Here is a 26,350-nt window from a genome sequence, read left to right as displayed (position 1 = left end):
ATGCTTCGGGACGAGCCGTTAACCGTCCGACAGACAGCTTTGCAGGTCAAGGATTTGTTTACTGAGTTCTGCAATAAGGCCTTGGAGCCGGATTTGATCCTCCAAACCCAGACCCGCCTCCCGGAGGCGAATCTTGGTCGCCTCGCGCTTCGCCACGAGGGAATGAGAGGCCAGCCCCACCCATCCGCTACGCACGAGATCCATGGGATTCTCGGGAAGGCGATCCAGGTCGAGCGTGTTAATCGTCGCCTCTTCCGACGCATTCAACTGGGCGGTAAAGACCGCCCGACTCGCTGGATTTTCGATATCCTGCGACGCAAATACGATCTTTTCCAAGATGTCCCCCCCCTCTCCCAATTCCCGGAGTGGCGGCGTGGTCTGGCCTTTCAGCCAGGCCCGGATATCGGGAGACGCCAAAGACAGCCGGGCGAGCATGCGCACGCCCTCGGCCATCTCGCGAGGACGCGCCACCGTGGCCTCAGGCGAAGCCTCAGGGGTAGATTGCGACGCCGGGGCGTTTTTCATATGGGAGGAAAACGCCGCCTCCGTGATTCCAATCCGGCTGCAGATCTTCCGGGCGGTGGATTCCCGCAATACCGGGTCGGAGATCATGGCGACAAAAGGACCCAACTTGCGTGCGGCAGCGGTGATCTTGGCCGGATCGAGCATGGCTCCGCTCTCCGCCATCCGCTCAAGGGCGTGGTCAAAGTAGTTCAGCGCCCCGCCAATGGCGGTTTGAAACGCTCCAGCCCCCAGCTTGCGAATCATTGAGTCGGGATCCTCCCCGGCAGGCAATCGGGCCACGCGCACATCCATGCCGCAATCCAACAACGCCGGAAGCGACCGGGTCACGGCCTCCTGCCCGGCCCGGTCGGAGTCGAAGCACAGCGTCACGCTCTCGACGAAACGGCGAAGCAGTCGCGCCTGATCGGGAGTAAAGGCCGTTCCCTGCGGCGCGATAACATTCTGGACGCCACTTTCGTACGCACTGATCAGGTCGATCTGGCCCTCGCAAACAATGGCTGAACCAGCCTCGATCAAGGCGCGCTTGGTCTTGTGCAGGCCGTAAAGCACCTTGCCCTTGATAAAAAGCGGGGTCTCCGGGGAATTCACGTACTTGGCGGTTTTTGCCTCCGCATCGAGAACGCGCCCGCTGAAGCCGATCACCTCGCCATAGTCGCTGTAGATCGGGAACATGACCCGCCCGCGAAAGCGCGCGTAAAAATGTCCATCGCTCTCACCGCTTTCGTCCTCCCTGCTGGAAACCAGACCGCTCTGCGCAATCTCCTCCGTCGAGTAGCGCTTTTCCTTCAGGAAATAGAGCAAGGCGTCCCAGGAGTCGGGGGCAAACCCGAGCTGCCAGGATTTTGCGATCTCGCCATTGATCCCGCGAGATTTCAGGTAATCCCGGGCGACCTGCGCCGCGGGTGTCTTCAAGAGATGATGATGAAACCACGCGGCTGCATCCGCATGCATGCCCAGCAGACGCTTCCGCAAATCGGCACGTCGATCATCCTCCGGCCCGCCGGCCTCCTCCACGATCGGAACTCCCGCCCGCTGGGCCAGACGCCGCACGGCACTCGGAAAGTCGATGTGCTCGTAATCCATGACAAATCGGAACACATTGCCCCCCGCCCCGCAGCCAAAACAGTGAAAGGTCTGTCTCTGCGGGTTTACATGAAAAGATGGCGTCTTCTCCTTGTGAAACGGGCAGATCGCCCGATAGCTCGTGCCCGCGCGCTTCAGCGGAAAATACGAACCGATGACCTCGACGATGTCACACGTCTCGGCAACACGCTGGATGGATTCTTCGGCAATGCGGGGCACCACTCCAGAATGCCGAGGTCGCGGGGAAGGAAAAGGGGAATCTACAGGAACTCGTAACTTCCCCTCCCGACAAAAAAGAAACGGGCCGACAGATCGCTCCATCGGCCCGTAAAAATACACTCCCGGGGTCTAGCGACCTATCTTGCGGAGCGGCAGACCCGAGAGGAGGTTGCGCTCGATCTTCTCAAGCGACACTCCCTTGGTTTCCGGCACAAAGAACAGGAAGAAGATGATGAACAGGACGTTCATTCCACCGTAGAGCAGGAAGGTATTGCCCGGCCCAAAGTTGTTGATGAGCGTCAGGAAGGTCATGCCAACGATGGCGTTGACGATCCAGTTCGTACCCGTGCTGAAGGTGACACCGAGGTCGCGACCAGCCAGCGGATAAATCTCGGAGCAAAGCACCCAGATGATCGGCCCGGCACTCATGGCGAAGCCCACGATGAAAACCAGAAGGGCAAAGATCGCCGGATACGCGAGATCGGGATTTGTCAACACGGTGACGGTTTCCATGACGCCTGCAGCGTTCGGAGCCGTATGAGACTGCCCGCCAATCGCGAAGAGTCCTCCCACGGTCAGCAGGGCCACACCCATCGTGACAAAACCGGCGTACATGATCGGCTTGCGGCCGAGCCGATCGACAAAGGCGATGGCGATGAAGGTCGCGAGGACGTTTGTGACGCCCACGATCACTGTGCCCCACATCTGCTCATTCGTACTCTCAAAGCCCGCCATGCCAAAGATGCGGGGCGCGTAGTACATGATCACGTTGATGCCAGTGAGCTGCTGGATGATCTGCAATCCCACGCCAAGCGCGATGGCCCGGCGAAAGTTGCCATTTTGCATGAAAAGCTGGAAGCCATTCTGCTTCACCTTCACGCTGTCCTCGATCTCCTGTACTTCCGCGGCAATCTCCGCCTCGTCGAGCTTCATCTTGCGAAAGACATCCTTCGCCTTTTCCTGAAAGCCCTTGAGAAACAGCCAGCGAGGACTCTCCGGCAGGAAATACACACCGGCAAACATCACAGCTGCCGGGATGGCGATGACGCCCAGCATCACCCTCCAGTGACCTCCGGTCACCCCGTCAAAAGTAGCATAGGTCGCCAGCCACGTATTGCTTAGGAAGGCGAGGACGATACCGATGGTAATCATAAGCTGATACATCGAGATCATCGATCCCCGCACGATCTGCGGAGAAATCTCCGAAAGGTACAGAGGCGCTGTAAAGGAGGCTACACCGACAGCCAGGCCAAGCAGGAACCGGGCGCCGATGAGAACGTGCTCATTCGGTGCATAAGCACAAAGCAAAGATCCGATGATAAAGATGACGGCGCTGATAAGGATCGTCTTGCGACGGCCCAGGTGACTCGAGAGGATGCCGCTGCCGAGAGCGCCGACCGCGGCACCCCAGAGAAGCGAACTGACGATGAACTCGATGAGTCGATCAGTCAGGTCGAAGTCCTTTTTGATGAACCCTTCGGCTCCAGAGATGACGCCGACGTCGAGGCCAAATAAAAGGCCGGCCAGCGCCGCAGTGAAACCAATGAAGTATACGATGGGTTGTGTACGCCGACTCGGAGTAGGGGAGGATGTCATGGGAAGAGATTCCAAAAGAACGATGTCACTCCCTTGGCAAAGAAACAAGGCGGAAGCGCCCCTAAGGGAATCATTTTTACGATCTGAAAAGCTAAAATCCGCCGGTTATTGAGACTCTCCCAGCAACAAGAGCAAACGGGAGCCAGTCTTGGACAATCCGGGAGAAGCTGAGGGTTACAAGAAGGAGCATTGTTTCTCCATGAGTATTCTCTCCCCGATTCAAACCATGTCGACCGTGTTGACCCAGCATCCATTCTGGAAGAATCTGCCTTCGCAGTTTTTCCCGATCCTCGAGGAACATGCCACGTATCAGGATTTCCGCGCCAAGGAGAAGATGTTCTCCAAGGGGCAGAATGCCGACTACTTCTATCTTATCATTGAAGGCCGCGTGACCATTGAAACGCCCTTCGTCCCCGGCGAGGGTGTGATTTCGGTCCAGCACGTCGGGGCCGGAGAGCCGCTCGGCTGGTCCTGGTTCTTCCCTCCTCACAAGTGGCACTTCACCGCTCGCGCCGTGGAGCCAACCCGCTGCATCGTCTTCGATGCCGCCCGTCTGCGCCAGTTGGCCGACGCCGATCCGGCTTTTGGCTACCAACTCGCCATGCGTGTGGGCACTCTCGTAACCGAACGCCTTCAGGCCACGCGGTCACGCCTCCTCAACATCTGCGAGGTGGTCTGACCCTCCAGGTCAGTTTCCCCGCCCAGAAAGCAAGAGCGGCTGGACTTTGACGAGTCCAGCCGCTGCTCTTTTCAGGGGAAACCTGTACTGACTACACCCCGGGGAAGGCGGCGAGGAGTTCCTCGATCACGCTGTCCGGCATCGGTTTGATCGCGCCGAGAGCTCGACTGCGAATGATCGCCGCTGCCGTCGATTCAAGCACCTCCAGGCGATCAAAGGCATCAAGTGCCGTGCGGCCCGCCACCATCACACCGTTGCTCTCCAGAAGAGCGACAGGATTCTTCACACTCAACACGGAAGCCACAGCCTCACCGTCGCCGTAGACATCATCGAAGGCGATCTTTGGCACATCCTTGAGGAAGAGGTAGCTCTCCGGGATCGTGCGGCTATCGAGAGGGAACTCGCTCGCGCTGAAAGCCGCGCCGTGCACCGGCAGGGCATTCACGATGGCATTCACCTCCGGGTGCGCCTGGTAGATGGCGCGGTGCAGACGCGCGACGCGGCTGGGCAGTTGCCCAGCGGCTCGGCGGCCATCCCGTACCACGACGAGATCCGCGAGATCGAGTTCACGCCGATCCACGTGCTGCGGGGTAATGATAAAGGCATCCTCATCCACGCGAGCGGAGAAGCTCCCCCACCCGCTGTTCATCAACCGGTGTTCGTAAGCACGGTGCACGAAATCCACGATGTCCTTGCGCGCCTCCTTGCCCACGCTCGTCGGGCGGAACGGGTCATACTCGTCCAGCCCCTGATGCTGCGACTCGTGAGCCTTTTCCAGCATGGCCGTGTCGAGATACTTCACACTGCCGAGCTGGTTGGCATGCACCAGCGCCTGGGCGGTGAACTCCAGGGTTTCAAAGCGGCGAAAAGCATCGCCGAGATCGTCTCCAGCGACAACGACGCCATGATTCTCCAGCACCACGCAGGTCGGCTGAGCCTCTTTCGCAAATTGCTCGGCAATGCGCTCGCCCAGCTTCTTGCTTCCCGGCAGGGCGTAGGGGGCAAAGGCGACCTCCCCACAAAGGTTGAAGGATTCAGGGAATACACGCGTGTCCGGAACCTTACCGCACATACTGAAACTCACCAGCGCCCCCGGATGCGCGTGAATCACCGCCTTCACATCAGGCCGGGCCTCGTAGATCGCCAGGTGAAAAGGAAACTCTGACGATGGCGGGTGAATGCCGTCCTTCGAGCCATCGGGGCGAATGCGAACGACATCCTGACGGCGCAGGCTGCCCTTGTCGACACGGGCCGGGGTGATCCACACATCGCCGTTCTCGTCCTTTACGGAGATGTTGCCTCCCGACGTGGTCGTCATGTCGTGGGCGTAAATACGGTCCATGGTGGCTACGATCTGGTCTCGGGGATGAAGGAGAGCGAATGACATAAGGGTATTTCTGCGAAGTTAACTGCCCTTCATTCTACCTCAAAACCATGCCCGATCTGCTCCGAATTTGAGAAAAACCACCCACAGATTGCTCATTTTCAAAGCAAAACCGATTCATTCGGACAGAAAAACAACCTATAATCCTCAAGCGCCCTTGGGAAATTCCATCAGCCGGGAACGAGAACAGGCGCAAACGCCGTGAATTTTATCCGCATTCGGAAATCCACCGATTCCACCGGAATCTATGCCGTTACATCCCCTTCCCTTCGAGATAATGATCAAGTGTGATCTTCGAAGTGGTCGGGCCGGCGGGATTCGAACCCACGACCTCTTGAACCCCATTCAAGCGCTCTACCAAGCTGAGCCACGGCCCGTAACGGAAGGGAGAAGATGCTCAAAGTGCGTGCAGGTTTCAAGAGATAAGATTTCCGCTTTGAAAAAGATTGGCGGTCGATACGCTCAGCGAGAATGACTGACGTAGCAATAGTTGGCGCCAATGGATACTCGGGAGAGGAGCTTTGTTCGCTCCTGGCCCGGCATGGTGGCGTGCGGATCGCAGGGGTAACCTCCCGGCAGCATGCCGGCAAGCCGGTGGGCAGCATCCTGCCCCGCCTGAAAGGTCATCCCGCCATCCGAGACCTCGCGTTTTCCAACGCCACGGCTGATGACGTCATCAAGACGGGTGCCAAGTACGCCTTTCTCGCCCTGCCGCACGGCCTCGCGGCGGAGTTTGCCCTGCCCCTGCTCAATGCCGGGCTGAAAATCGTCGACCTGAGCGCGGACTTCCGGCTGCGGGAGGCGGATGTTTTCCAGGAGTTCTACGGTGAGGCGCATGCTGCTCCGGAGTTGCTGGCCCATGCGGCTTATGGCATCCCGGAAATCTGGCGCGAGAAAATCAAGGCGGCCACACTGGTCGCCTCGGCGGGTTGTTATCCGACGAGCATCCTGCTGCCGTTGGTTCCCCTCCTCCGGGCGGGTCAGATCGTGACCGACAGTATTGCCGTCTCCAGCGCCAGCGGCGTGAGCGGCGCGGGCAGGAAGGCCGATGTCGCCTATCTCTATGCGGAGTGCAACGAGAGTCTGCGCGCCTATGGTCTGCCCAAGCATCGGCACCTTTCCGAGATCGAGCAGGAACTCACTTTCGCAGCGGGCGAAAAGGTGGTCATCACCTTTGTCCCCCATCTCGCTCCCATGACCCGGGGCATCCACACTACCACCTTCGCGAAACCGAAGGAGGGCGTATCCCTTGCCGCCATCAAGGAAACCCTCACACAAGCCTACGCCAACGAGCCGTTTGTCCGATTCGGCGACACGTTGCCCGATACGAAAAACGTGGTCGGCACAAACTACTGCGACATCGCCGCACGGCTCGATGAGCGGACGGGACGACTGATCCTTCTCAGCGCCGAGGACAATCTGGTAAAAGGCGCGGCGGGACAAGCCGTGCAGTGTTTCAACCTCATGGCAGGCTTTCCCGAGACCCAAGGACTTTTATGATCGAACAAATTCGTGGCGGCGTCACAGCCGCGGCAGGTTTCCTGTGCGGAAGCACATCGGCTGGAATCAAGAACCCCAAGGCACCGCGCGAGGATCTCGCCGTGGTATACTCCGAGCTACCCGCCGTAGCCGCCGGGACGTTCACGACCAACCTCGTCAAGGCCGCTCCCGTGCGTGTCTCCATGGAGCACATCTCCTCCGGCGAAGCCCGCGCCGTCGTGCTGAACAGCGGCAATGCCAATGCCTGCACCGGACCCGATGGCCTCAAGGACGCCCGCCGCATGACGGTGAGCGCCGGGCTGGTCCTCGGTGTGGCTGGTGAGGAGGTCCTCGTCTGCTCCACCGGCCGCATCGGTGTCCGCATGCCGATCGACCGCATCGAGGAGGCGATTCCCCGTATTAAGCTCTCCAACACGGCCAGCCTGAAATGCGCCAAGGCCATCATGACCAGCGATACTTTCCCGAAGGAAATCGCCGTCCGCGTCGAGACGCCGAAGGGCGTCTTCCATGTCGGCGGTATCGCCAAGGGCGCGGGCATGATCGACCCCAACATGGCCACCATGCTGAGCGTGATCACCACGGACGCAAAGGTCTCGCAGGCTGATCTCAAAAAGGTCCTCGGCGGCGCTGTGGAAGATTCCTTCAACCGCATCACCATCGACGGTGACATGAGCACCAACGACACCGTGATCGCCCTGGCCAATGGCGCATCCAAGGTGCGCCCTCCCCTCGCCCTCTTGCGCGAGGCTTTTGACGCAGTGGCGCAAACCCTGGCTCGCATGATCGTCAAGGATGGCGAAGGCGTGACCAAATTTGTCGAGATCGCCCTTACCGGCGCAGCCTCCAAGGAAGATGCCCGCAAAGCTGCCGAAGCCATTGCCAACTCCACCCTGGTCAAATGCGCCTGGGCAGGTGGTGACCCGAACTGGGGCCGCATCATGGACGCCATGGGCTACTCGGGTGCGAAGCTTGTGGAGGAAAAGGTCTCCATCGACTACGAAGATCTCCCACTCGTGCGCGGCGGCCTCGTCACCGATACGCCATGGAAAAAGGTGCAGGCCGTGGCGGCCAGGAAGGAATTCCGCATCGGCGTCGACCTCGGGCTCGGCAAGTTTTCCCACACCGTGTGGACGACCGACTTGACCGAGGAATACGTCCGCCTGAATCTCGGAGAGTAAATCCATCCATGAGCAGTTTGCTTTCACCTGAGGCCCGTTCCGAGACGCTGATTGAGGCGCTCCCGTTCATCCAGAAATTCCGCGGCCAGACCTTTGTCATCAAATACGGCGGCGCCGCCATGGAGGAGGAGCAGATCGTTGAGCGTTTCCTCCGCGACGTCGTGTTTCTCGAGGCCGTTGGCATCAACCCCGTGCTCGTTCACGGTGGCGGCAAGGCCATCACGGCCCGCATGCGCGAAGCCGGCTTGAAGGCCCAGTTTATCAACGGCCTCCGCGTGACCGATGCCCAGTCGATCACGATCGTCGAGCAAACCCTCGACGGCGTGATCAATCCGCACATCGTCGACGTCATCAATCAGTACGGCGGCAAGGCCAGGGGATTTTCCGGAAAGGACGTCTTCGTGGCCAGAAAGATGGGGCCTCAACGCATTGACTCCGGCGAGGAGATCGACATCGGCTTTGTCGGTGAGGCGGCAAAGATCAATCCCGCAGCCGTAAGCGACTGCATCCACCAGGAAATCGTCCCTGTCATCAGCCCGATCGGAGCAGATGCCGACGGCATCGTGCTTAACATCAATGCTGACATCGCCGCGGCCGCGCTCGCTACCGCGCTCCAGGCGGCCAAGTTGATTTATGTAAGCGACGTGCCGGGGATCATGCGTGACCCGAGCGACAAAGACTCGCTCATTCCCTCGATTCAAGCCACCCAGATCGAGACCCTCATCAAACAAAAGGTCATCGATGGCGGGATGATTCCCAAGGTCCAATCTGCTGCCGCGGCTTTGAGCAACGGAGTAGGCAAAGTGCACATGATCGGCGGCCACATTCATCACTGCCTCCTGCTGGAGATTTTCACTTCGGACGGCATCGGTACTGAACTCACCCGCTAGGTTCCCTTTCCCGCCGCGCAAAAAGAGGATCGCGTTAATTCCTCTTTTTGCGTGAAATTTCCTGACGGATTGCTTTATGTATACACCGTCTTGGCTAAATCAAAAGTCAGGTTCCGGCAGTCCTTACGGACAAAGACCCTCCTGCTCGCAGGCGGTATCCTCTTGGCTTTGGTTTTCCTCGGCAGTGCGCTGACGTCTTACCAACTTCACTCGACCTTCGACTCGATTGAGTCATCGCTACGCCAAGGGGAGATCGAACGTATTGCCATCCAGTTTCGTCATATCGGAGAGCTGGAGCTTCTCCTCATCAGCAAATACGCCGAGTGGACCAAGACCTATGGATATCTTGGAGGGTCCGATCCTGACTATCTGTCCAACCACTTTGACTTCGGCCAAAACGCGACAGGTGAGGATGTCGTCATCTGCTTCGACTCGAACAAAAAACTCCTCTCGACTCGCTGGCTCAAGGCTGAAGCAAACCGCTCCGCCCTGCTCTCCCCTGTCGCCGTCGACACCATCACATCGAGTGATATCCTATCTGATCGTCCGAGGTTGGGCATTATCTCGGATGACGGTCGGCTGCTGCTACTGACTGCGGCCCCTGTCATGCAGATAGATCGGAAAGGTCCGACTCCTGAATGGGTCGTTCTCGGACGCTGGTTTGATATCGGGTGGCTGAACCAGACATTTGATCTGATCGGCATCCGCATTCGGAATCTCCAGTTGCTCAAGGACTCCGAGTTACATGTCGCAAGTCGCGAACATCATGTCCTCTCGACCAAAATGGGCGGCCTGCCTATCCGAGTTGTCCGCCATGACGAGGCGAAAGACACCGTCACTTTTTATCTGCCTACGCTCGATGGCAAAATGGTGGCGGCCTTGGATGTCGACATCCCGGTCGAGGTTCTGGAATCAGCCTTAACGGCTCGCAATCGCATCCTGTTCTGGGGAGCTATCGGCGGCATTATCATTGTCGTCCTTCCGCTCCTAATCTTCGAATGGTCAGTCCTTCGCCGCCTTGCTCAACTGGACAACGAGATTCAGGAGCTTTCCCAACCAGGCGCCCGAGAGCTTGTGGTGACTGGTAATGATGAGTTTTCCCGGCTCGCGGCCTCGATCAACCGCCTGATGGCTTCGGAACGCATATACTCGGCGCGGTTGAAAGAAAGCGAAACCCGCTTTCGGGAAGCCATGGAACATTCTCCGGTGGGAATGGCCATCGTGGAACTCGATGGACGTTGGCGCGAAACAAACTCCGCCCTGCGAACCTTCCTGGGATATTCCGCTCAGGAACTGACTGACCTCTCCTTCCAGGATATCACCTTTCCAGAAGATCTGGAGCTCGATCTGGAACATGTCCGGAAACTCATCGCCGGAGAGATCACCAGTTACCAGATGGAAAAGCGCTACGTGCGCAAAGACAGTCACATCGTGTGGGCGCTGCTCAATGCCTCCATCATCCGGGACGATGACAGACGGCCAAAATACTTCGTGTCCCAGGTACTGGACATCGACGAGAGCAAACGGACCGCTCGTATCCTGAGCGAAGCGCAGGCCAATGATCGATCGATCTTTGAAGCGATCGGGGATCCGATTTTTGTCCATGGCTTCGACGAGGACGGGCAGCCCGGCTATCTTTCCTATGTAAACTCTGCTGCCTGCCGCCTGCTCGGCTTATCGCGAGATCAGTTGCTCCAACGACGGATAAGCAGCCTCGAAGACTCGCCCTCCTATCGCAGCAGCCAGATCTCTGCCGAGGTGCTGACCACAGGCTCCGCAACTTATGAAACTCAACTCGTGTCGGTGGATGCGTCCAAGATCCCCGTAGAGATGCATGCGAGTCTCGCCTCTCTTTCCGGCAAGAAAGTGTGCATCTCGGTCGCCCGTTCGCTCGTTCTGCGCAAGGCGATAGATGCCCAGCTCCGTGCCTCCAAAGAGGCGGCTGAACGCGCCAACAAAGCCAAGAGCGATTTCCTCGCCACGATGAGCCATGAAATCCGCACCCCACTCCATGGCGTGATCGGCTTCATCTCACTCCTCAAGCAGACGAATCTTTCAACCGATCAAAAGGAAATCGTTGGAAGCGTGGAGCAGAGCAGCCGTCTTCTCCTGGCATTGGTCTCAGATGTCCTCGATGTGTCTCGTATCGAGGCGGGTCGACTGATCCTGGAGATCCGTCCGATCAATCTACGCCGGCACCTCGAGAGCATCTGCCGAGGAGCGGAGCTAGAGGCCAGACAGCACGGGCTGGATTTTCACAGCGACATTGACACGTCGTTGCCAGAGACTGTCCTCGCCGACTCCCTGCGCATCAACCAGATCCTGGGAAACCTGATCGGAAACGCGTTGAAATTCACCGATCACGGTCATGTCGGCCTCAGTGTCCATGCTTCTCACAATCCTTCGCAGCGAACCTGCGAGCTCGTTTTCTCAGTGACCGACACTGGCATCGGCATATCCCTCGCCCAACAGCGCAGGCTCTTTCAGCCATTCACCCAGGCAGACTCCTCCCTGTCTCGCAAATATGGAGGCACGGGACTTGGGCTCACCATCGTACGCAGCCTCTGCGAACTGATGGGTGGCAGCGTCGAAGTCCGAAGCGCAGAGAACAAGGGGTCAACTTTCATCGCACGTATCTCAGTGCAAACGGTCCAAGAAAACCCTCATGCCGACGATTCATCCCGGCACTCTGACTCCAACATGGCGGAGCAGACCAAAGGGATGCAAATCCTCATCACAGAAGATAATCCGCTCAATCAAAAGCTCCTGCGCAGAATGCTTGAAAAGACCGCAGCCACCATCGGCGTCGCTAACAATGGTGCCGAGTGCGTCGCATTGGTAAAGAGTGTCCATCGGGACATCATTTTCATGGATGTCAGCATGCCCGAGATGGATGGCCTGGAGGCGACCCGCAATGTTCGCCAGCTCGAAAGGGAGAGGCAGATCCCACCAGCCGTGATCGTCGCCCTCACGGCAGGAGTCTCAGAGGCTGACCGGCAGAGCTGCACCGAGGCGGGCATGGACTTGTTCCTCGGCAAACCCTTTACAGGAGAAAGCCTGAATCGCATCCTTACCGAAGCGATCATCCGGCTTGCCGCCAAACGTTCTTAAAATTCCGCCAGGCCGGAGGTTACTCCGCCGCCGCACCCCGCTCACCTTTAACGATCTTGCGCCCCGCGGCCACGAAGAGGTTGCACGCTTCAGGACAAAGCAACGGCAGCCCCTCAGAAGGAGCGCCGCTCACGACATCAAGCGAAGGATCAGTCGGCTCGATACCCCATAGTTTTCGCCGCAAGCACGGTGTTGGTCCGCAACACAAATCGGAAACCACCTGGCGGGCCTGGTCTCCGGTGACTTTTTTGACCACAGCATACATGCCAGTCTGTCGTTCCAGCGTGGCACGCAAATTCGCAGGGACGATTCTCCCGTGAGCAAGGGCACTTGCCATGCCGACGGCTCCGGGATACAAAAAATCAAGAGCAGTCAATACCTCCCCGCTACTGGAAAGCTTCAATCGCCAGCCGTGACGCAGGTTGCCAGCGGTCTTCAAAGGGCGATACCGCCCCGCGTCGTCGTATCTGGCAATCTCCACAGCATGCCAGGGATCGGTCGATATTGAAATGTCCTCTCGCGAAGCATCATCCCGATGACAAAGCGAAAGATCCTGGAAAACCAGGATCTCGCCAATCTGAAGGACTCCCTTTTCCAACAGGGAGTCAATGAATCGGGCATGAGAAGAAGCAGGCACGGGAATGGATCAATGTGATACTACACCACAAGGAACGTCGCCCGCCCTGCGTCGGGCGCAATCTTCTTTTCGCGCTCTCGGCGAGAGCGCCCGGAGACAACTAAAGAGAGCGGCGACGCTTGACGCGCAATTGCGCGACGGATTTCTGCAGAGTCGCCTGGAAGGCGGCACTTTGTTCTTCGCTGAGCGTGTTATCCTTCATGGCTTCCTCAGCGCGGCGCATCGCTTCCTCCGCAGCGCTTTCATCGATATCCGACTCACGGATCGCCATGTCGGTCAGGACGGCTACCATATCATCCGCCACCTCGACAAATCCCTCGCCCACGGCAAGCCGGATCTCCTCGCCGCCCTTGATCACTCGCAGTTCGCCCGGCTTCAATTGCGTGAGCAGAGGCACGTGTTGCGGCAGGACGCCAAATTCGCCTTCAACGCCGGGAATCACAACGGAATCCACGTCGTCGGAGTACGTCTTTGCCTCGGGCGTTACGATTTCGAGTCGGAGAGTAGACATAGCTGCGCTTGTTTTTTCGGGACTGACAAGCGGGCGGCCTTCATGACCGCCCGGCTCATCACATCACGGCTTCTTAGCCGTGGATCATATCGATGCCGCCCTTCATGTAGAAATTGCCCTCGGGCACGTCGTCGTGCTTGCCATCGAGGATTTCCTTGAAGCCGCGGATCGTTTCGGAAATCGAGACGTACTGGCCCGGAGTGCCGGTAAACACCTCGGCCACGTGGAACGGCTGGCTGAGGAAACGCTGGATCTTACGAGCACGGTACACCGTGAGCTTATCCTCGGGCGAGAGTTCATCCATGCCGAGAATCGCGATGATGTCCTGCAGGTCCTTGTAGCGCTGGAGCACTTTCTGAACGCCACGAGCCACTGCGTAGTGCTCATCACCGACCACCTCGGGCGAGAGCGCCTTGGAGGTCGAGGCGAGCGGATCGACGGCCGGGTAGATGCCAAGCTCGGCGATGGAACGCTCGAGCACGATGGTCGAGTCGAGGTGGGCAAAGGTGTTGGCCGGGGCTGGATCGGTCAAGTCATCCGCAGGCACGTAGACGGCCTGGAACGAAGTGATGGACCCCTTTGTGGTCGAGGTAATACGCTCCTGAAGATCGCCCATTTCGGCGGCGAGGGTCGGCTGGTAACCCACGGCGCTCGGCGTACGGCCGAGCAGAGCGGACACCTCGGAGCCGGCCTGCGAGAAACGGAAGATATTGTCGACGAAGAGCAGCACGTCCTGGTTCTTCTCATCGCGGAAGTACTCCGCCATGGAGAGGGCCGTCAGCGCGACGCGGAGACGGGCTCCCGGGGGCTCATTCATCTGGCCGTAGACCAGTGCCACCTTGGAGTTCTCGATCTTGTTCAGATCGATGACACCTGCTTCGCTCATTTCGCCGTAGAGGTCATTGCCCTCGCGGGTACGCTCACCCACGCCGGCAAACACGGAGTAACCACCGTGGCCCTTGGCGATGTTGTTAATGAGCTCCATGATGACGACGGTCTTGCCGACGCCGGCACCACCGAACGCGCCAACCTTGCCGCCCTTGGTGAAGGGGCAGATCAGGTCGATAACCTTGATGCCGGTCTCGAGGATCTTGGCCTTCGTGTCCTGCTCGATGAGCGGAGGAGCGGCGCGGTGAATGGCATATTTCTTGGTGTGGGGCACGGGGCCACGCTCGTCGACAGGCTCACCCACGACGTTGAAGATACGGCCGAGCACGCCCTCGCCCACTGGTACGGAAATCGGAGCGCCGGTATTGAGCACGGCCATGCCGCGGGTGAGACCCTCGGTGGTGCTCATGGCGATCGCGCGCACCCAGTTCTCACCGAGATGCTGCTGGACCTCGAGAGTCAGCTTCACTTTCTCCCCACTCGATTCGAACTCGACTTCCAGGGCGTCGTAGATCTTGGGAAACGCTCCGGCCTCCGGGTTGAACTCAACGTCCACTACGGGACCGATGACTTGGACGATTTTTCCTGTGGTGCTCATGGGTTGGTGAAGATTAGCCGAGCGCAAGCTGCGCTGTGGCGATTTCGAGAATTTCCTTGGTAATGGCCGCCTGACGGGCCTTGTTGTATTCGAGAGTGAGATCCTTGACGATCTGCTTGGCATTGTCGGTGGCGTTCTTCATTGCCACCATGCGGGCGCTGTGCTCGGAGGCACGCGATCCCAGGATCATCTGGTAGAGTTCAAAGTGGACGTAAAACGGCATGATGGCATCGAGGACGCTATGCGCGTTGGGCTCGAAGTTCATACCCGCTCCGGAAGAGGTTTTTTCGCCCTCCTCCTCGGCCAGCCCCAACTCTGCGAGGCTCGTGATCGGGAGGAGCGGGAGTGCGGTCGGGAGCTGATTGAGCGTGTTGACGAATCTCGGAAAGAGCACCGTCACTTTGTCGACTTCATGAGCCAGGAACTTATCGATGGCAAACTGCGAAATGGCTTTCACCTCGAGAAAGCTCGGATGATCCTTAAGGGCGAAGTCTGCAATCATCTTACGTTTCGTACGGGCCAGGAACTGCGTTCCCTTGCGACCGATCGAGATGAACTGGGTCTTTTCCCTGTCGTAGGCCGAAGCCTCGCGAAAGAGGTTCGTGTTCAGACCACCGCAAAGTCCCTTGTCCGTGCTGATGAGGATGACGAGTTCCTGTTTGATCTCGTCACGTTTCTCGAGCAGCGGGTGGATGTTCTCATCCACGGTATCACGCAGGGTGACCAGCACGCGGTTGAGAGTCACCGCATAGGGACGCCCGTGGAGGGCTGCTTCCTGCGCCTTGCGCATCTTGGAGGCAGCGACCATCTGCATCGCCTTGGTGATCTGGGCGGTGTTCTTGACCGACTTGATGCGTCGGCGAATGTCGCGGAGGCTCGCCATGGCGGATTATTTGAAGATCACCTTGAACTCTTCCAGAGCCGCGGTGAGTTCCTTCTCGACCTCTTCGTCGATCTGCTTCTTGGCCAGGATCTTCGCGAGGGTCGACTCCTTGCGGGTGGAAAGGAATTCCTGAAGCTTGGCCTGAAACTCTTTGATGCGCTCGACCGGGATCGTATCGAGGTAGCCTTTCTGCATCGACCAGAGGACCGCTGCCTGGAGCTGGACATCCATCGGCTGGTACTGGGTCTGCTTGAAGAGCTCAACCACACGCTGGCCGCGCTCGAGGGTCGCCTTGGTACGGGCGTCGAGGTCGGAGCCGAACTGCGCGAAGGCCGCGAGTTCGCGATACTGGGCGAGGTCACCCTTGATCTTGCCGGCGACCTGCTTCATCGCCTTGATCTGCGCCGCAGAACCCACGCGGGACACCGACAGACCGACCGAGATGGCCGGGCGGATGCCCTGGAAGAACAAGTCGGCTTCCAGGTAGATCTGGCCGTCGGTGATCGAAATCACGTTTGTTGCGATGTAGGCGGAAACGTCTCCCGCCTGCGTCTCGATGATCGGGAACGCCGTCAGCGAACCGTTGCCGTACCCCTCGCCGAGACGAGCGGAACGCTCGAGCAGGCGGCTGTGGAGATAAAACACGTCGCCGGGATACGCCTCGCGACCCGAGGGGCGCTTGAGGAGGAGCGAGATCTGGCGGTAGGCGTTCGCATGCTTGGAAAGATCGTCAAACACGATGATCGCGTCCTGACCGTTCTGCATGAACCACTCACCAATGGAGGCACCGGAGAACGGAGCGATGTACTGGTTCGTCGCACTGTCCGAGGCCGAGGCGGCCACGATCACCGTATACTTCAGCGCATCATGCTCCTCGAGGGTGCCGATAACGCGGGCGATATTGGCGTTCTTCTGGCCGATTGCGACATAGATCGAGTAGAGAGGGCGGAAGTTCGGATCACCGCTGGCTTCACCGGCCTGGTTGATCTTGGCCTGGTTGAGGATGGTATCCAGAGCGATGGTCGTCTTGCCTGTCGCGCGGTCACCGATGATGAGTTCACGCTGACCACGGCCCACCGGCACCATCGCATCGATGGCCATGATGCCCGTCTGCACCGGCTGGTTCACGCTCTTGCGCTTAATGATGCCGGGAGCGATCTTTTCGACTGGATAGAATTCCTTGGCGTTGATCGGCCCCTTGCCATCAAGAGGTTGACCGAGAGAGTCCACCACACGACCGAGGAGTTCCTTGCCGACCGGCACCTGAAGGAGGCGTCCTGTCGTCTTGACCTCATCACCTTCGCTAACCTTGGTGTAGTCGCCGAGGATGATCGCACCTACCTCGGTTTCCTCGAGGTTGAGGGCGAGGCCGTAGAGGCCGCCGGGAAACTCCAGCATTTCATTGAGCATGGCGCCGCTCAGGCCTTCGATCTTGGCCACGCCGTCGCCGATCTCGCGGACGATGCCGACGTTCGTTTTGCTGGTGGAAGCGCTCTGGATGCCTTCGATTTTCGCTTCGAGTTCTTGCAGGATGTTGCTCATGGAGTGACCGAATTAAAGTTGTTGAGAAAGGGTGTTGAGACGATTGCGAACGCTGCCGTCCCAAACGTCGCTGCCGACCTTGATGCGGATGCCCGCGAGAAGGCCGGGTTGTACGCGGAATTCCGCGGTGATGTCGTTGCCAAAGCGGCTCTGGAGATCTGCCAGGAGGCGGCTCGCCTGCTCATCGGGCAGGGTCACAGCGCTTTCGACGACCGCATGGCGGCTGGCGAGTTCGAGGCGGACGAGTCGCGTGTATTCCTTGAGGATTTCCAGGAAGCTGCGCGGCTTCTCGGCGACCAGACGGTCTGAGATGTCCTTGACCCGTGCATTGTCCAAACGCCCGTCTACCAAGCTGAGACGGAACATTTCCCTGGCGGCGCGGCGAGCTTCCCGGCTGATTTTCATGGCAGTTAGGCTGCGATTTCCTTCGAGGTTTCTTCAGTGAGTCGCTTCTGATCCTCGGGGGTAAGCACTTTGCCCACGACCTTGGACGTGGTGTTGACGACGAGACCGACCATCTCGTGCTTCACTTCGGAGATCATTTTGTGGCGCTCCTGCTCGATGGACTGGTTGGCCTTGGCGATGATGTTTTCCGCGTCGCTGATGGCCTTCTGAAGCTGCTTCTGGGAAATGGCATCGCTGCTGCGGCGGGCTTCCTCGATGAGGTGATTGGCTTCGTCGTTGGCCTTGCGGAGCACCTCCTGATAGCGGAGTTCCGCCTCAGCGAGCTGCTTCTTGATGCGCTCGGCATTGTGCTGTCCTTCCTCAATGCGGCGACGGCGCTCGTTAAGAACCTTCAGGATCGGCCCAAAGGCAAATTTGCTGAGAACGCCGTAAACGATGAGAAACAGGATGACCTGGGCAATGAACTTGGGCCAGGTAACGCCGAAATCCTGAAAAAGTTTGGTGATAATATCCATGAAAACGGGAAAACAAAGTTTACGGCGTCGCCCGTATTGCGGACGACGCCGTAGAAGCGATTCTTAGCGACCGCCGAAAGCCAGGATCAGGGCGTAAATGGCGATGGCTTCCGCCAGCGCCATGCCGAGAATGGCCACGGTGAGCACGCGTCCGAAGGCTCCCGGATTGCGACCGACGGCTTCAGCCGCCTTCGCGCCGACGAGACCGACGCCGATACCGGCGCCAGCGCCCGCCATACCGAGGGTGAAGCTACCGGTGAGGCCGCCGGCCTCGGCAGCAGCTGCCAGGATGGGAAGGATCATGCTTGTCATACTTGGTTCTCTATTAGGTGTTTGTGTTTTCCTCGGCCGCCCGCAAACTTGTACGGTCCCGACCGGAAAGGGTTAGTGTTCCTCTTCTTCGTCGTGGGTGGTGGAGAGCTGGATATAAACCGCACAAAGCAGCGTGAACACCAGCGCCTGAAGAACACCGACGAGCAACTCGAGGAAATAGAAAGGAATCGGCACGAGAACACTCATGCACATGGAAACCAGGTCGGGCAGCCCGAGATCGCGACCGAGATTAATCATCGAGGTCAGGAGGTTCTCACCTGCAAAGACGTTGCCATAGAGTCGCAGGGACAAAGAAACCGGACGGAAGAGGATCGAGATCACCTCAATGATACCGACAAAGAAGAAAATGGGCGCGAGCAAGAGAGCCGCGATACCCTTGAGACCGCCCTTGACCCCAAAGATGTGAGCCAGAAAGTTTTTCAATCCGACCTCGGACAGGGTCCAGTAGATCCAAAAGAACATGAACACAGTGGCCATGCCCAGAGTCATATTCAGATCCGCCGTCGTCGGGCGCAATAGTGGGACCGTGATGTCAAACCCATGCCCACTCTGGGCTGCATGCCCCCAGCCGATCGATCCCACACCCGGCAGCAGACCAAACCAGTTGGCAATGAGAATAAAGATAAAGAGACTCGCCAGCAGGCTGAAGACGCGACCGACCATGTGCTTGCCAACGATGCCCTCGAGCATGTCGTAAAGAAACTCAACCACTGCCTCGAAGAGATTCTGAGTCGGACCGGGAACGATCTGCATGTTGCGAGTCGCCTGCCGGGCCCAAAAAACGATCGCCGCGACAACAAGGAACGTGGCGAGGATGGAGTTGGTCAGCCACTCAAAATATCCGACGCCGAGTTCGGACTCGCTGAAGTTCGGAGCATTCAGCGTTAGCGAGGAGGCGATGATCAAATTCAATAGCATGTGGGAGAAAGTGTTCGGCCCCGGGAGGAAACTGCGCCACGGAAATAGCGTACAGCCTCCTCACGGGGCGGAAAGGTTTGTGGTAAACAGGCGTTAGAAGGCCTGCAAGCAAAAATCGGAAAAGAAAATATTAATGACGTTTAGCAAGTCGGACCAACTCTTGCATCTGGTCTATACCGACCAGCCCGACCACCTGCCCCGCGCCGTTGATCACCGGAAGAAAGGGTTCCTGAGACTTTTGCATCACCTCGAGCACCTCATGCATGGAGGCATTTGCCCGAACCGGACTCACATTGCGACTGAGCGATTGCGCAAATGCGCCCTCAGGAAGCTGGCGCACGCCCTGGACAAGCTCTTCGCGCAGAGCGAGGCCACGGTAGAGCATGTCGTCATCAGCAAAAATAAAAACCTCCTGATTGCTGATGAGCAGCCGCGACGCCAGTTCCCCCACCCTGAGATCGTCCGGCAGCACCTCAAACCGACCCAGCATCGCATCCGCCACCCGCACCGACTGGGCCGATTGCCTTAACCGGGCAAAGTTGAGCTCCTGCTGAGCGCCCATGAAGACAAACATGCCGATGACGAGGAGCATCGGGGATGCAAACTCAAAGTCCGTGAACGAAGCGACCACAAAAGCGATGGCGATGGCCTGACCGATACGGGCTGCGATCAGGGTTGCCATCGCGTAGGGAAGACGCGTGGCAAGGAGCGCACGAACCACACGCCCGCCATCCATCGGGAAAGCCGGGATCATGTTGAACATCACGAGCACGATGTTGATTCGCAATAGGGCTGACCAGAAATCCCCGTCCAGGTGAGGAGAAAGGAGATCTTTGATCGAGTAACCCCGCACCACTCCCAGCCAGAGAACGCCTGCGATGGCTACATTCACCGCAGGACCAGCCAGGGCAATCACGAACTCATGCCACGGCGAGGTCGGCATCCGCTCCAGCCGCGCAACGCCGCCGATCGGATAGAGCGTAATGTCGGGAGTACGAATGCCATAGGCCCGGGCCGCAAAGGCATGGCCAAACTCATGAAGGACGACGCAAAAAAACAGCGCTAGAAAAAAGAGCGTACCAAAGACAGCCGCCTCCAGACCGCCATCATTGGCAAAGAGCAACGCAAATACGCCAAGGATCAGCAAAAAGGTGACATGAATCCTCACCTCGATCCCCGCCACGCTGGCTATGCGAAATGACCACTTCACGCCGGGAACCTTCGCTGATCAGCCCCGGCACTCAAGCCGAATTGCCGCAACCCCGCTGAAATGCCACCCCGCGCACCCCGCCCTTCTTCGCCGCTTGACGAAAGAGACTTTCGCGCTTTATTTAACCAATCAGTTAATTAATCTATAGGTATTCCATCATGCCAGACACCCTCAGTCAGACCTTTTCCGCGCTGGCCGATCCCACCCGTCGCGCCATGCTCGCCCACCTTTCCCGGGGTGAAGCCAGCATCTCGGACCTCGGAAAGCCCTTCCGGAAACGGATGAGTCTTCCGGCCATTACCAAGCACGTCAAAGTCCTCGAGCGCGCCGGATTGATCACCAAGGCCCGCCGCGCCCAGCAGCGTCCCTGCAAGATTAACCCGGAAGCGCTGAAGGACGTGGCGAACTGGATGGAGCAGTATCGGCAATACTGGGAGGAGAGTTTTGACCGGCTGGATGCCTACCTGAAAACCGTAACCGCCAACACCAACGAACCGAAAACAGGAGACACCGATGAGCACAGCAACTAATGCCAACGAACTGAAGATCACCCGAGTCTACGATGCCCCCGTGCGTGCCGTGTGGGAGGCCTGGACCGACCCCGCGCAGGTTGCCCAATGGTGGGGACCGCGCGGCTTTACCATCACGACGCACAGCAAGGACCTCCGCCCCGGCGGCCACTGGAGCTACACGATGCACGGTCCGGACGGCACGGATTACGAGAACAAGACGCTTTATTACGAGGTCGAGGAATGCGCCAGACTGGTCTACGACCACGGTGGCAACGACGACCGCCCGCCACTTTTTCGGGTGACGGTTCTGTTTAGCGAGAGCGATGGAAAGACCACCATGGACATGACCATGACTCTCCCTTCCCCGGAAGCCGCCGCAGAGACCGCCAAATTCATCAAGAAGGCAGGCGGCAATGGAACGTGGGATCGTCTGGCCGAGTACATCGACAAAACGCAATCCGGTCGCGAGAGCTTCTTTATCACTCGCAGCTTCCGGGCGCCGATCGACGTCCTTTTCGCCATGTGGACGGAGCCCGGGCACTTTTCTCAGTGGCTGGCTCCAGCGGGCTTCACGATGGAGTTCCACGATGCCGACATCCGCCCGGGAGGCTCGACGTTCTATTCCATGACAAACGGCCAGCTCACCATGTACGGGCGGGCTGAGTACCAGGAAATCGAGAAACCGAGCCGGATCGTCTACACCCAGCAATTCTGCGACGAGCAGGGAAATGTCTCGCGCCATCCCCTCGCTCCGGTCTGGCCGGAGACCATGCGCACCGAGGTGCTCTTTACGTCCGAAGGACCGAACGAGACCCGCGTAACAGTGCGTTGGGAGCCGTGTGGGGAGGTAAAACCCGAGGAAATCGAGGTCTTCAAGCAGGCTCGAGGCGGCATGACCCAGGGCTGGACCGGCTCCTTCGACAAGCTCGAGGCCAAGATCGCAGGATCGCAAGAGTAACCAATCAACATCCGATATTGCCCTGAGAAAGGCGTACGGCAATTCCGTGCGCCCCCTCGCAAGCAGCTTTGACAGCGCGAGGGGTTCCCGGATATTCTGCAGGGCTCTATGGAAATTCCCAAAGTCCTGGTAGCCGACCCAGTTTCACAACGCGGCGTGGATGAACTCGCCGCCGGCGGCGCACTGGAGGTCGTCGTGAAGACGGGTCTCCCCGAGGCTGAAATCATCAAGATTATCCCGGAGTTCTCCGCCCTCGTGGTCCGCAGCCAGACGAAAGTCACGGCCAATGTTCTCGAAGCAGCTTCCAAGCTGAAAGTAATCGGTCGCGCCGGTGTCGGCGTCGACAACGTCAACGTGGACGCAGCCACCAAGCGCGGTGTGATCGTGATGAACACCCCCGGCGGCAACACCATCTCCACCGCCGAGCACGCCTTTTCCCTCCTCGTCAGCATCGCCCGCAGCATCCCGCAGGCCGACGCCAGCGTGAAAGCCGGCAAGTGGGACCGCAAGAAGTACGAAGGCGTGGAGCTGTATAACAAGAGCCTCGGCATCCTCGGCATGGGCCGCATCGGCAGCGAGATCGCCCGCCGCGCCATCGCCTTCGGCATGCGCGTGTTTGCCTACGATCCTTATCTCTCTTCCAGCAAGGCCCGCAGCCTTCAGGTCGAACTCGTCGAGAATGTCGACGACCTGCTCCCCCATTGCGATTTCATCACGATGCACATGCCTCTCACCGACGAGACGCATCACATCCTCGACGAGCGCCGTCTCGGCCTCTGCCGCAAGGGCGTCCGCATCGTCAACTGCGCCCGTGGCGGTCTCATCGATGAGGCGGCTCTCGGCGTGGCTCTCCAGTCTGGCCAGGTCGCCGCTGCCGCCCTCGACGTCTTCGAGGTTGAGCCGCCTCCGGCCGACTTTGCCCTGCGCAGCCTCCCGAACATCGTTTTCACCCCGCACCTCGGCGCCAGCACGGCGGAAGCCCAGGAAAACGTCGGCATCGAAATCGCCCAGGCTATTCGCGCCGCCCTCCTCGAAGGCGAAATCCGCAATGCGGTGAACATGCCCAGCATCGACGCCAAGACGGCGGCGGTCGTGAAGCCCTTCCTCACCCTCGCCGACAAGCTCGGTCGCTTTGCCGCGCAGCTCGCGCCGAAGCGCAATGACCGCATCGTCATCACCTACGGCGGCAAAGCCGTGGAACTCCCGACGGAAGGCGTCACCCGCGCCGCCCTCACCGGCTTCCTCAAGACCGCCGGCGGAGAAGAGGTCAACAGCGTCAACGTCCGCACCATGGCTTCCACCCTCGGCCTCCTCGTCGAGGAAGTGAAGTCCACGGAGCAGACGGATTTCAACGAATGGCTGCATGTGGCTGTGTGGAGCGGCGACTCGAAGGTCTCGCTTGGCGGCACCTTCTTCGGCGCGAAGAACGAGCCCCGCATCGTGCGTCTCAATGGCCGCTCGATCGAGGCCGAGCCGGAAGGCGTGATCCTGCTGCTCGAAAACAACGACGTCCCCGGCATCGTGGGCAAGGTCGGCACCATCCTCGGCAAGCACAAGGTCAACATCGCCTCCATGTCGCTCTCCCGCGATGAGGCGGGCGGCCAGGCGCTCACCGTGCTGAACCTCGACAGCGCACCGGCCTCGGAAGTGATTCAGGAACTTCTTTCCCATCCTGAAATCTCTGCGGCACGTATCATACAATTGTGACACCCTTGCGGAATCTCAAGCGCCTCCTCGCCTTAAGCGTGGGGGCGTTTCTGCTCATGGACCTGCGTGCGGCGGATTCGGATCTGACGTATAGCGATCCCGTGCCGTTTAGCTTCGACACGCTCGTCGATAACGCTCGCACGCTGGCCAAGAGCGAATACCAGACCCCGGAGATCCCCGAGGAGGATCTCGTCCACGCCATCGACTACCTGCAGCACGGCCGCATCCGGTTCAAGCAGGAAGATGACCTCTGGCTGGGACCGAACAAGCAGTTCGCCGTTTCGTTCTTCCACGTCGGCCGCTTCTTCCGCGTCCCCGTGCGCATGAACGTGGTGGAAAAGGGGCAGGCGCGCGAGATGTTCGCCGGGCCAAACGCCTTTGAGATTCCATCCGATTCTCCCGCCGCCCAGATGAAGGGGCAGCGACGCATTGCGGGCTTCAAGATCCAGGAGGATAAGAACGGCAAGCTCGACTGGCGCTCGAACGACTGGCTCGCCTTTCTCGGCGTATCGTACTTCCGGAGCATCGGCGAGCTTTACCAGTACGGCCTTTCCGCCCGTGGTATCGCCGTCAACACGGCGAACCCGAATCCGCCCTTCAACGAGGAGTTCCCCATGTTCACCTCGTTCTGGTTTGAGTCGCCCACCGATCCCTCCACGTCGGTAACGATCTACGCCCTGATGGAAGGCCCCAGCGTGACCGGAGCATTCCGCTTCGACGTCTCCCGTCAAAAGGCCGTCATCATGAACGTGCAGGCGAAGATTTTCGTACGCAAGAGCATCGCCCGCCTCGGCCTCGCTCCCCTCACCTCGATGTTCTGGTATTCGGAAACCGCCCGCCTCCCGATCACGGACTGGCGGCCGGAGGTCCACGATTCCGACGGCCTCGCCATCGAGAAGAGCAATGGCGAATTCATCTGGCGTCCGCTCAACAATCCCCCGCGCCTCGCGATCTCCGCTTTCATCGACGAAAACCCGAAGGGCTTCGGCCTGCTCCAGCGCGACCGCAACTTCCACAACTACCTGGAAGACGGAGCCTACGAACGCCGACCGAGCCTGTGGGTCGACATCGATGGCAACTGGGGCAAGGGCGCCGTGCAGTTGCTGGAACTCCCGACCGATGCCGAGGACGAAGACAACATCGTCGCCTTCTGGGTGCCGGAACAACCCGCCGAACCCGGCGCGGAATTTGACCTCAAGTACCGCCTCACCTGGGCGGCCGAGGAGCCGAATCACCCCAACCTCGCCCGCTGCGTCGCGACCCGCCTCGTCCGCGAACCGCAAAAACGCTGGCCCGAGAATCAGCAGCGCTTCATCGTGGAGTTCCAAGGTGGTCCGCTGGCTGACCTAAAGGCAGGCGAGCTTCCGCAGGTCGACGTCTGGTCATCCAAGGGCAAGATCTTCGGCACATCGATCCTGCCGCTGCCCGCCGCCGGGAAGAACTGGTACCGCGTCCAGTTCACGCTGGAGGATTTCCCGAAGGATCAGCCCACGGAGCTGCGCCTGACCCTGCAAAAGGACGGCAAGCAAATCTCCGAGACCTGGCTCTATCAGTTCTTCCCCGAGTTCGTCGGGAGCAAGTAGCGGGGCTATTGCACATCGGAACGGGCTGGAAGATATTCCAGCCCATGCAAGGCCGGTGCAGTCTGTGCGAACGCGAGGAGGTATTGACTCGTCATCACCTCATTCCCCGTTGCCGGCACCATAATCGCCGCAACAAACGCGATGTTCCTCGCGAACAAGCCTACGAGACCATCGGCCTCTGCCCGCCCTGCCACAAGCAGGTCCATGCCCTTCTCACCGAGAAGGAACTCGAACGCGAATGGAACACCATTGAGAAACTCCGGTCCCATCCGGAACTCAGCCGGTTTATCGCATGGATCCGCAAGCGGCCCACTGGGTTCCGCTGCAAGGCCTACGCGGCCTGAACCGGAAAGCCCTCGCAGATTTCCAGGGGTAACCCGTCGGGGTCTTGGAAAAATGTGTACTTCCGCCCGGTAACCGGGTCGATCCGCACGGGCTCCACCGCGATGCCCGCCGCCAATAAACGGGCGACATCCGCATCGAAATCATCGGAAGCAAAAGCCAGATGACGCAAACCGCAAGCCTCCGGCCTGCTCGGTCTAGCCGGAGTATCCGGAAACGAAAACAGTTCGATCTGCACGCCTCCCGGAATTGCAAGATCGAGTTTATACGAGCGTCTCTCCTCGCGATATGTTTCTGCAACAATTTTGAAGCCAAGGACTTCCGTGTAAAATCTCTTTGAACGTGGATAGTCCGAGCAGATCACGGCCACGTGATGAGTTCCGGCAAACATACCTCCTTCTAGACGGCAGCTTCCGCCCGGGCAACCCTCTCCTCCAGAGGGAAAACAGAGGGGGAATCCGACATTTTTCAAAAAAAACGCAGATTTCTGTTGCCAAGCCAGAGAGATATGGCAATGTTGAAACTGTTCTGGGGGGAACAGCAGGCCACCGTGGCACTCGTCGCGGTGGCCTGCATCATTTCCGGGATGAATGATTCTTCGCTTTTCGCCGAATTTGGCTTCCGTCCCAGGTGGGTTTATCTT

Annotated in this window: 24 protein-coding genes and 1 tRNA gene; 10 read left to right on the top strand and 15 right to left on the bottom strand. The window is 59.0% G+C overall.

Going from position 1 to position 26,350, the window contains the following annotated elements:
- Positions 1 to 18: 18 nt before the first annotated feature.
- Positions 19 to 1,827, bottom strand: coding sequence for a DNA primase (gene dnaG, locus TSACC_RS22290; protein WP_202815935.1), 1,809 nt, complete (start codon positions 1,825 to 1,827; stop codon positions 19 to 21).
- 129 nt (positions 1,828 to 1,956) lie between these two features.
- Positions 1,957 to 3,423, bottom strand: coding sequence for a sugar porter family MFS transporter (locus TSACC_RS08985; RefSeq protein ID WP_075078992.1), 1,467 nt, complete (start codon positions 3,421 to 3,423; stop codon positions 1,957 to 1,959).
- A 199-nt stretch (positions 3,424 to 3,622) separates the two neighbouring features.
- Between TSACC_RS08985 and TSACC_RS08980 the strand changes: the two genes are divergently transcribed.
- Positions 3,623 to 4,102 carry a Crp/Fnr family transcriptional regulator gene (locus tag TSACC_RS08980; RefSeq protein ID WP_146177135.1) on the top strand — a complete coding sequence of 160 codons (480 nt, stop codon included), beginning with the start codon at positions 3,623 to 3,625 and terminating at the stop codon, positions 4,100 to 4,102.
- A 91-nt stretch (positions 4,103 to 4,193) separates the two neighbouring features.
- Here the strand turns inward: TSACC_RS08980 and TSACC_RS08975 are convergent, their stop codons facing one another.
- A complete protein-coding gene (locus TSACC_RS08975; RefSeq protein WP_075078991.1) occupies positions 4,194 to 5,489 on the bottom strand; it encodes a class II aldolase/adducin family protein in 1,296 nt (431 codons plus the stop codon).
- Positions 5,490 to 5,786: 297 nt separating this feature from the next.
- Positions 5,787 to 5,863: transfer RNA gene (locus TSACC_RS08970), tRNA-Pro, on the bottom strand.
- A gap of 94 nt (positions 5,864 to 5,957) precedes the next feature.
- Between TSACC_RS08970 and argC the strand changes: the two genes are divergently transcribed.
- The 4 genes from argC to TSACC_RS08950 all read left to right on the top strand — a co-directional run bounded on the left by argC (position 5,958) and on the right by TSACC_RS08950 (position 12,165).
- Positions 5,958 to 6,986, top strand: coding sequence for an N-acetyl-gamma-glutamyl-phosphate reductase (gene argC, locus TSACC_RS08965; protein WP_075078990.1), 1,029 nt, complete (start codon positions 5,958 to 5,960; stop codon positions 6,984 to 6,986).
- Positions 6,983 to 8,164, top strand: a complete 1,182-nt coding sequence (argJ, locus tag TSACC_RS08960; RefSeq protein WP_075078989.1) for a bifunctional glutamate N-acetyltransferase/amino-acid acetyltransferase ArgJ — start codon at positions 6,983 to 6,985, stop codon at positions 8,162 to 8,164. Before argC ends, argJ begins: the two co-directional genes overlap by 4 nt.
- A gap of 8 nt (positions 8,165 to 8,172) precedes the next feature.
- Positions 8,173 to 9,054, top strand: a complete 882-nt coding sequence (gene argB, locus TSACC_RS08955) for an acetylglutamate kinase (protein WP_075078988.1) — start codon at positions 8,173 to 8,175, stop codon at positions 9,052 to 9,054.
- A gap of 162 nt (positions 9,055 to 9,216) precedes the next feature.
- The gene (locus tag TSACC_RS08950) at positions 9,217 to 12,165 is read left to right on the top strand and encodes a PAS domain S-box protein (protein WP_237763924.1); all 2,949 of its coding nucleotides are present in this window, start codon (positions 9,217 to 9,219) and stop codon (positions 12,163 to 12,165) included.
- Between the two features lie 19 nt (positions 12,166 to 12,184).
- On the opposite strand, the gene TSACC_RS08945 is transcribed toward TSACC_RS08950, so the two are convergent.
- The 10 genes from TSACC_RS08945 to TSACC_RS08900 all read right to left on the bottom strand — a co-directional run bounded on the left by TSACC_RS08945 (position 12,185) and on the right by TSACC_RS08900 (position 20,605).
- Positions 12,185 to 12,802: a DR2241 family protein gene (locus tag TSACC_RS08945; protein ID WP_153811347.1), complete on the bottom strand. Its 618-nt coding sequence runs from the start codon at positions 12,800 to 12,802 to the stop codon at positions 12,185 to 12,187.
- Positions 12,803 to 12,902: 100 nt separating this feature from the next.
- A complete protein-coding gene (locus TSACC_RS08940) occupies positions 12,903 to 13,313 on the bottom strand; it encodes a F0F1 ATP synthase subunit epsilon (RefSeq protein WP_075078985.1) in 411 nt (136 codons plus the stop codon).
- A gap of 73 nt (positions 13,314 to 13,386) precedes the next feature.
- On the bottom strand, positions 13,387 to 14,799 hold the full coding sequence (gene atpD, locus TSACC_RS08935) for a F0F1 ATP synthase subunit beta (protein ID WP_075078984.1): 1,413 nt from the start codon (positions 14,797 to 14,799) through the stop codon (positions 13,387 to 13,389).
- 13 nt (positions 14,800 to 14,812) lie between these two features.
- Positions 14,813 to 15,682 carry an ATP synthase F1 subunit gamma gene (gene atpG / locus TSACC_RS08930; RefSeq protein WP_075078983.1) on the bottom strand — a complete coding sequence of 290 codons (870 nt, stop codon included), beginning with the start codon at positions 15,680 to 15,682 and terminating at the stop codon, positions 14,813 to 14,815.
- 6 nt (positions 15,683 to 15,688) lie between these two features.
- The gene (atpA, locus tag TSACC_RS08925; protein ID WP_075078982.1) at positions 15,689 to 17,224 is read right to left on the bottom strand and encodes a F0F1 ATP synthase subunit alpha; all 1,536 of its coding nucleotides are present in this window, start codon (positions 17,222 to 17,224) and stop codon (positions 15,689 to 15,691) included.
- A 12-nt stretch (positions 17,225 to 17,236) separates the two neighbouring features.
- Complete coding sequence (atpH, locus tag TSACC_RS08920) at positions 17,237 to 17,629, bottom strand: ATP synthase F1 subunit delta (protein ID WP_075078981.1); 393 nt, start codon at positions 17,627 to 17,629, stop codon at positions 17,237 to 17,239.
- Between the two features lie 5 nt (positions 17,630 to 17,634).
- Complete coding sequence (gene atpF, locus TSACC_RS08915; RefSeq protein ID WP_075078980.1) at positions 17,635 to 18,144, bottom strand: F0F1 ATP synthase subunit B; 510 nt, start codon at positions 18,142 to 18,144, stop codon at positions 17,635 to 17,637.
- Positions 18,145 to 18,207: 63 nt separating this feature from the next.
- A complete protein-coding gene (locus TSACC_RS08910) occupies positions 18,208 to 18,381 on the bottom strand; it encodes an ATP synthase F0 subunit C (RefSeq protein ID WP_075080648.1) in 174 nt (57 codons plus the stop codon).
- A gap of 147 nt (positions 18,382 to 18,528) precedes the next feature.
- Positions 18,529 to 19,395, bottom strand: coding sequence for a F0F1 ATP synthase subunit A (gene atpB / locus TSACC_RS08905; RefSeq protein ID WP_084400335.1), 867 nt, complete (start codon positions 19,393 to 19,395; stop codon positions 18,529 to 18,531).
- A gap of 130 nt (positions 19,396 to 19,525) precedes the next feature.
- Positions 19,526 to 20,605: a site-2 protease family protein gene (locus tag TSACC_RS08900; RefSeq protein WP_075078979.1), complete on the bottom strand. Its 1,080-nt coding sequence runs from the start codon at positions 20,603 to 20,605 to the stop codon at positions 19,526 to 19,528.
- Positions 20,606 to 20,763: 158 nt separating this feature from the next.
- On the opposite strand from TSACC_RS08900, the gene TSACC_RS08895 reads away from it, so the two are divergent.
- The 5 genes from TSACC_RS08895 to TSACC_RS21730 all read left to right on the top strand — a co-directional run bounded on the left by TSACC_RS08895 (position 20,764) and on the right by TSACC_RS21730 (position 25,709).
- Complete coding sequence (locus TSACC_RS08895) at positions 20,764 to 21,135, top strand: ArsR/SmtB family transcription factor (RefSeq protein ID WP_075078978.1); 372 nt, start codon at positions 20,764 to 20,766, stop codon at positions 21,133 to 21,135.
- Entirely contained in the window at positions 21,119 to 22,075 is a 957-nt protein-coding gene (locus TSACC_RS08890) for an SRPBCC family protein (protein WP_075078977.1), read from the top strand. Before TSACC_RS08895 ends, TSACC_RS08890 begins: the two co-directional genes overlap by 17 nt.
- Before the next feature lie 108 nt (positions 22,076 to 22,183).
- Positions 22,184 to 23,782 (top strand): phosphoglycerate dehydrogenase, encoded by a 1,599-nt coding sequence (serA, locus tag TSACC_RS08885; RefSeq protein ID WP_075078976.1) that lies wholly within the window; start codon positions 22,184 to 22,186, stop codon positions 23,780 to 23,782.
- Positions 23,779 to 25,365: an OpgD/OpgG family glucan biosynthesis protein gene (locus TSACC_RS08880; RefSeq protein WP_101927834.1), complete on the top strand. Its 1,587-nt coding sequence runs from the start codon at positions 23,779 to 23,781 to the stop codon at positions 25,363 to 25,365. Before serA ends, TSACC_RS08880 begins: the two co-directional genes overlap by 4 nt.
- A gap of 44 nt (positions 25,366 to 25,409) precedes the next feature.
- The gene (locus TSACC_RS21730; RefSeq protein ID WP_075078975.1) at positions 25,410 to 25,709 is read left to right on the top strand and encodes a hypothetical protein; all 300 of its coding nucleotides are present in this window, start codon (positions 25,410 to 25,412) and stop codon (positions 25,707 to 25,709) included.
- On the opposite strand, the gene gloA2 is transcribed toward TSACC_RS21730, so the two are convergent.
- Complete coding sequence (gene gloA2, locus TSACC_RS22690) at positions 25,697 to 26,098, bottom strand: SMU1112c/YaeR family gloxylase I-like metalloprotein (RefSeq protein ID WP_075078974.1); 402 nt, start codon at positions 26,096 to 26,098, stop codon at positions 25,697 to 25,699. The genes TSACC_RS21730 and gloA2 overlap by 13 nt on opposite strands.
- Positions 26,099 to 26,350: the final 252 nt, after the last annotated feature.

The sequence above is a fragment of the Terrimicrobium sacchariphilum genome, from assembly GCF_001613545.1.
Classification (GTDB): Bacteria; Verrucomicrobiota; Verrucomicrobiia; order Chthoniobacterales; family Terrimicrobiaceae; genus Terrimicrobium; species Terrimicrobium sacchariphilum.
The sequence above is the reverse complement of the archived record's forward strand: the minus strand, read 5'-3'. Positions and strand labels throughout refer to the sequence as shown.

Coding starts and splice junctions, on each gene's coding strand:
- atpH (WP_075078981.1), bottom strand. CDS start 17,629: ATGAAAATCAGCCGGGAAGCTCGCCGCGCCGCCAGGGAAATGTTCCGT.
- TSACC_RS21730 (WP_075078975.1), top strand. CDS start 25,410: ATGCAAGGCCGGTGCAGTCTGTGCGAACGCGAGGAGGTATTGACTCGT.
- argC (WP_075078990.1), top strand. CDS start 5,958: ATGACTGACGTAGCAATAGTTGGCGCCAATGGATACTCGGGAGAGGAG.
- gloA2 (WP_075078974.1), bottom strand. CDS start 26,098: ATGTTTGCCGGAACTCATCACGTGGCCGTGATCTGCTCGGACTATCCA.
- atpF (WP_075078980.1), bottom strand. CDS start 18,144: ATGGATATTATCACCAAACTTTTTCAGGATTTCGGCGTTACCTGGCCC.
- atpA (WP_075078982.1), bottom strand. CDS start 17,224: ATGAGCAACATCCTGCAAGAACTCGAAGCGAAAATCGAAGGCATCCAG.
- atpG (WP_075078983.1), bottom strand. CDS start 15,682: ATGGCGAGCCTCCGCGACATTCGCCGACGCATCAAGTCGGTCAAGAAC.
- argB (WP_075078988.1), top strand. CDS start 8,173: ATGAGCAGTTTGCTTTCACCTGAGGCCCGTTCCGAGACGCTGATTGAG.
- TSACC_RS08980 (WP_146177135.1), top strand. CDS start 3,623: ATGAGTATTCTCTCCCCGATTCAAACCATGTCGACCGTGTTGACCCAG.
- TSACC_RS08975 (WP_075078991.1), bottom strand. CDS start 5,489: ATGTCATTCGCTCTCCTTCATCCCCGAGACCAGATCGTAGCCACCATG.
- serA (WP_075078976.1), top strand. CDS start 22,184: ATGGAAATTCCCAAAGTCCTGGTAGCCGACCCAGTTTCACAACGCGGC.
- TSACC_RS08985 (WP_075078992.1), bottom strand. CDS start 3,423: ATGACATCCTCCCCTACTCCGAGTCGGCGTACACAACCCATCGTATAC.
- TSACC_RS08910 (WP_075080648.1), bottom strand. CDS start 18,381: ATGGCGGGCGCTGGCGCCGGTATCGGCGTCGGTCTCGTCGGCGCGAAG.
- atpB (WP_084400335.1), bottom strand. CDS start 19,395: ATGCTATTGAATTTGATCATCGCCTCCTCGCTAACGCTGAATGCTCCG.
- TSACC_RS08895 (WP_075078978.1), top strand. CDS start 20,764: ATGCCAGACACCCTCAGTCAGACCTTTTCCGCGCTGGCCGATCCCACC.
- TSACC_RS08940 (WP_075078985.1), bottom strand. CDS start 13,313: ATGTCTACTCTCCGACTCGAAATCGTAACGCCCGAGGCAAAGACGTAC.
- argJ (WP_075078989.1), top strand. CDS start 6,983: ATGATCGAACAAATTCGTGGCGGCGTCACAGCCGCGGCAGGTTTCCTG.
- TSACC_RS08890 (WP_075078977.1), top strand. CDS start 21,119: ATGAGCACAGCAACTAATGCCAACGAACTGAAGATCACCCGAGTCTAC.
- atpD (WP_075078984.1), bottom strand. CDS start 14,799: ATGAGCACCACAGGAAAAATCGTCCAAGTCATCGGTCCCGTAGTGGAC.